The 4,553-nt window shown below is 46.0% G+C and carries 5 protein-coding genes; 1 reads left to right on the top strand and 4 read right to left on the bottom strand.

The annotated features are described in order from the left end of the window. Positions 1-210 (top strand): endonuclease/exonuclease/phosphatase family protein (locus SHEWPOL2_RS21410; protein WP_037431529.1); only part of this gene is annotated, 210 nt, incomplete at its 5' end. Positions 211-374: 164 nt separating this feature from the next. Here the strand turns inward: SHEWPOL2_RS21410 and SHEWPOL2_RS21405 are convergent. The 4 genes from SHEWPOL2_RS21405 to SHEWPOL2_RS21390 all read right to left on the bottom strand — a co-directional run. Further along, a complete protein-coding gene (locus tag SHEWPOL2_RS21405) occupies positions 375-812 on the bottom strand; it encodes a hypothetical protein (RefSeq protein ID WP_037431528.1) in 438 nt (145 codons plus the stop codon). 480 nt (positions 813-1,292) lie between these two features. Beyond that, complete coding sequence (locus SHEWPOL2_RS21400; RefSeq protein WP_037431526.1) at positions 1,293-2,747, bottom strand: methyl-accepting chemotaxis protein; 1,455 nt, start codon at positions 2,745-2,747, stop codon at positions 1,293-1,295. A 113-nt stretch (positions 2,748-2,860) separates the two neighbouring features. Beyond that, positions 2,861-3,352 (bottom strand): DUF1097 domain-containing protein, encoded by a 492-nt coding sequence (locus SHEWPOL2_RS21395; RefSeq protein ID WP_037431524.1) that lies wholly within the window; start codon positions 3,350-3,352, stop codon positions 2,861-2,863. Positions 3,353-3,720: 368 nt separating this feature from the next. Further along, a partial coding sequence (locus SHEWPOL2_RS21390) for a molybdopterin cofactor-binding domain-containing protein (protein ID WP_037431521.1) occupies positions 3,721-4,553 on the bottom strand: 833 nt, incomplete at its 5' end.

Genomic DNA, 4,553 nt, shown 5'->3' with positions numbered 1-4,553 from the left:
CAATTACATCCCGACCGCAGCGAACGTTATTCATGGTTCGATTACCGCAGCAAAGGCTTCGATGATAACCGCGGCCTACGCATCGATGTGATCTTAGCGACGCCGTCACTGGCTGCGCGTTTAGTCGAATCCGACGTCGATTATGATCTGCGCGGCATCGATAAACCCTCAGATCACGCGCCAATTTGGAGCTCCTTTAAAGAAGCCTAACTCGCTTGAGTGTCTACTTTAATCGATATAAAAAACATCGGCCTAAGCCGATGTTTTTGTTTGTCATTAAAATATAATCTCCGATTAATGATTGAGTGATTATATTTGAACATCGACATACTGAGATTAACCTGACACAGAAATTTGAACGGCCTCTTGGATTTCTATGTTTTATTTTCTGGTGATAGTGACGATTGTGAGGCCTTATCAATGAAGGGAGAGCGAAATTTGTCACTTAACGTTGTAAAAGAAAGCGTTAAAATTACACCATTAGAAAAATAGAAGATTTGTACAATAAAAATTTCAAAAGCGCTGTACGCCGCAACACCTTCAAACAATGAAATTGACAAGCTGATTAAACTTAGAATTGCAAATATATTCCTCGCTATCAGGTTAAAACTTAGCATAATTAAAGCCGCAACCTGCAAAGGACCAATTATGGACAATTTAAGCCAATGCGGAATTTGTGAATTAAAACCGTGCCATTCCATCGCATTGACGATGTCACTATGATACTCCCAACCACCAGTCATATAGTTCAAGAAGAAACTAGCAAAGCAAAGAATGATAATTGATATTCTATAGATTGTTTCAGACTGCATCTAAACTCCATTTCGCAATAAGAAAATAAATCCTGCCATCCGTATTAGCTCAACAACATAATGCACTTTCTGTTCTTCTACAACCTGCACAGGCCAAAGTAGCTTGGATGAGCGTCATCAAAAGTCGCAGGACCTTATCTGAGGAAAAATCGAGCTAATGCTTTAGAAAAAAATTGAGACTGACATAACCTCAAGGTCGCACGTGAGCCTTTAGCTTTCTATCTCGACAACGTTACTCGCCCTATTACCTTTGAATTGCAAAACGACTGTGGGTATAAGTTTTTGGCCAAATGTACAGTCAATTTACAGTTAAACTAAATGAACGATATTGCCTAATTTTAAGAATATAAAAATGGCGGTACATCAGATGTAACCGCCATGTTTATTTGACTATTACGCTTCGCCAAGGGAGCGAGATTCAGCTTCAAAGCTAATGAGGATTCATAGAGCTAACCCACATATCCACATAAAAGCAACCACTTAGCTAGTGCGATACTGTTTAAGGATCCCTTCGAGTTCAACCGAAGCATGTTGTAAATCATGTGCTAGGGTGACACTGCGCTGCGCCGTCTGTTTAATGGTATCGGATTGATGACGGATCTCATTAAGCTGGCCAGCAATATCGCGAGCGGCAACGCTTTGTTCTTCCGCCGATGCGGCAATTTGGCTACTCATATCAAAGACGGCATTTACCGATTGCGCCATCCCTTCAACATCGTTACCCACTTCAACAATGGCACTGCGGCCTTCATCGGCGCGGTCCACAATCTCGGTGGTGATATTGGAGAGCTGACGAGTGCCCGATTGCAATCCTTCGATCATCGCTTGGATCTCAACTGTCGCTTGTTGAGTACGTCCCGCTAAGGTACGCACTTCATCGGCAACCACCGCAAAACCGCGACCTTGCTCACCCGCACGCGCCGCTTCAATGGCCGCATTCAGCGCCAGCAAGTTAGTCTGCCCAGAAATACTATTGATGGTTGTTACAACGGCATCAATAGCCGCCGCATCCTTAGATAACTGTTCTACCGATGAAAAGGCTGCACCAATTTTGGTTGAGAGCAAACCAATACTGTCCACCGTGTGGCTAATACGCCCTTGGCTAGCACTCATTTGGCTCGCGTTATCTTTAGTCTGTAGTGAAGTGTTACTGGCATTAACCGACACTTCTTCAATCGCCGAAGTCATTTGCGCCATGGCCACAGCCACTGAATCTAAAAATTGATGCTGGGCACCAATTAACTCACCGCTGATTTTTGCTTGCTGATTAAACTCATCAGCTGCGAGGGAAAGTGTTTGGGCATTATTGCGGATAGCGCTCACCATTTCGCTCATATTGTCGGCGCAGCGGTCAATTTCGCGGGCGATTAAGCTGAAGTCATCGGTACCGAAAAAGTTTAATCTGAAACTTAAGTCGCCATCGGCTAAGCGTTTGATGGCCATGTACATATCCCACAGACCACCGCCGAGGGAAGTTGAAATCCAATAGCTTAATTGGAATAAGGGCAATAAACCGATTAATGCAAGCCAAAACATCAAATTAGCATCGCTGCGGCCATAACTTTCCCATTCGGACACATTTTGCGACAGTGCGAGCGCGCTGCCAGATGCCACCGTGGCGCTGGCGGTGACATTATCCCTTTGGCGCTGCGCCTCAGTCTGGCGAGAGACAACACTCAGCCCATTGTCTCGGGCAAATTGTGATAATGCATCACCTTGCAACTGTTGCGCATTTGCGACTTGGGCAAAGGCATCAACCGTCGCCTGAACTCGAGCCAAAGATGCTGCTTCGAGGTTGCGGTGAGCATGTTGGTAATTGATAAGTGCGATGGTAGCCGTGATTAACGCCACCATAGAACAGACAATCCAAAATTTGCCGTTAAGACTGAACTTGATCAATATGGCATCAATGGTGCGAAACTGGATTTGTTTCATCTTGATATTTCCTAAGACCTAAAGCTATCGGGTACTAAATCAGCATTATAGCTCATCTATTCGATCACTCAGTTACCGCATAGCTATCATGCGAGCACAAAAGTGATGGAAGATTAATCGGCACTGGCGATTTCAGAACCTGTTGATGCTGACCATTTTTGGCGAAGGCTGATTAACTGCGCCGTCAATAAGCTCATGCAAAAACCTAACAGGGCGCCTAACACTAAAGGCGGCACAATATTGGCCACATCCCCAGCCATGGCAAAGGTAATACAACAGCCGATAAAGGCACCGGGAATAAAACTGAACTTTTGATAACTGGCCTGTAGGCACATTGCCGAGGTAGCGATACCCGTAAACAGATAACCCGCCACAGGCGATACGAAAAAACTGCTACCGCTGATAATGAGCCAAGCCCAAAACACACCGGAGAGATTGGTGCACCACGCCATCATCACGCCTTGAAAGCCTGCTTTAGGCTGAGCAAAAAACGTGCTACAACCTAAAAAGCCAATCCAAGTAACAAGATGAAAAGTATCTGCGATACCACACCATATTGCGGCTAATAGCCCCGCAGAAATAGCGACCTGCCAACGATTTTCCATGATGACCCCTTTATTGTTTTCACGGAAGTTAATACTCAAATGCGCTCAAGGTGCGGCTGTATTATGGTGTTATAGCGCCCTTCACTTCCGTGTCGATCAATTTTTAGTAGGGATCTGCAATCGAAAACTGACTCACAGGCCGACTAGTAACCGATTCAAATGAATGTGTACGCGAGTCCGCATACCTTAAGTCACTTGAGTAAACATATTGGTTAAATTACCTCAAGTTCGGTAACAAAAACCTGATCTATTGCTAATTTTCGGCATTAATGCCCGTAAATTTGCTAACAAGCAATTTATTTGTGGTAAAAAAACGAAAAAAGCGCTTATTAGGCGCTTTTTTGCTCACTCAGGTGTCGTTTACAGCATCACACCTTTAACTGTTTATTAACCGGCAGGTCGCGGATCCTAAGGCCTGTTGCGGCAAATATCGCATTGGTCAGACTAGGCGCCACCGGCGGTACGCCGGGCTCACCCACACCCGCAGGCGGCGCATCCGAATCGATAATGATGATCTCCATCTCTGGCACTTGGGGTAAACGTAGCAGGGGATAATCATGGAAGTTAGACTGCATCACCTTACCCTCTTGGTAACTAATTTCCCCCATTAGTGCCAAGCTTAAGCCAAAGACTATCGCGCCTTCGGTCTGTGCTTTCACCCTATCGGGGTTAACCACAGTGCCAGCATCAATCGCGGCAATGGCATTCAGCACTTTAAGCTGCTTATCCTCACCGGCCTCAACTCGTATCGCCACCGCCACCACACTCACAAAACTGCGATGCACCGCAAAGCCCCAACCTTGATTCTTACCCGCTTTAGGTGCCTTGGCTTGGGCTTGTTCAACCGCCTCAATCACCTTGAGATAACGGCCGACATCAACGGGATGACGGTTTAAGTCTTCGCCATAGTTGCCATATTTAAAGCCTTGATTTTCAAAAGTCTCTCGCCTTGGTTGCCCCAGTAAGCTGCGCCACATATCGGGGCAAGATAACTTGGCTTTATGGGCCATTTCATCGACAAAACTGCCCACGCCAAACCCGTGTTGGATGTTACATACCGAGCGCATCCAACCGATACGGCTATGGGCGCTGGCCTTTACAGCCTCATAGCGTAAATTTGCGAGGGCAAAGGGCACATCAACAAAACCTAAGTCCAACTCTCCGCCGGATGGATACTCGACGCCCTCGGCAAAGGTGGAGC

Source organism: Shewanella sp. POL2, from assembly GCF_000282755.1.
GTDB lineage: Bacteria > Pseudomonadota > Gammaproteobacteria > Enterobacterales > Shewanellaceae > Shewanella > Shewanella xiamenensis.
This window is presented reverse-complemented; position numbering and strand designations above follow the sequence as displayed.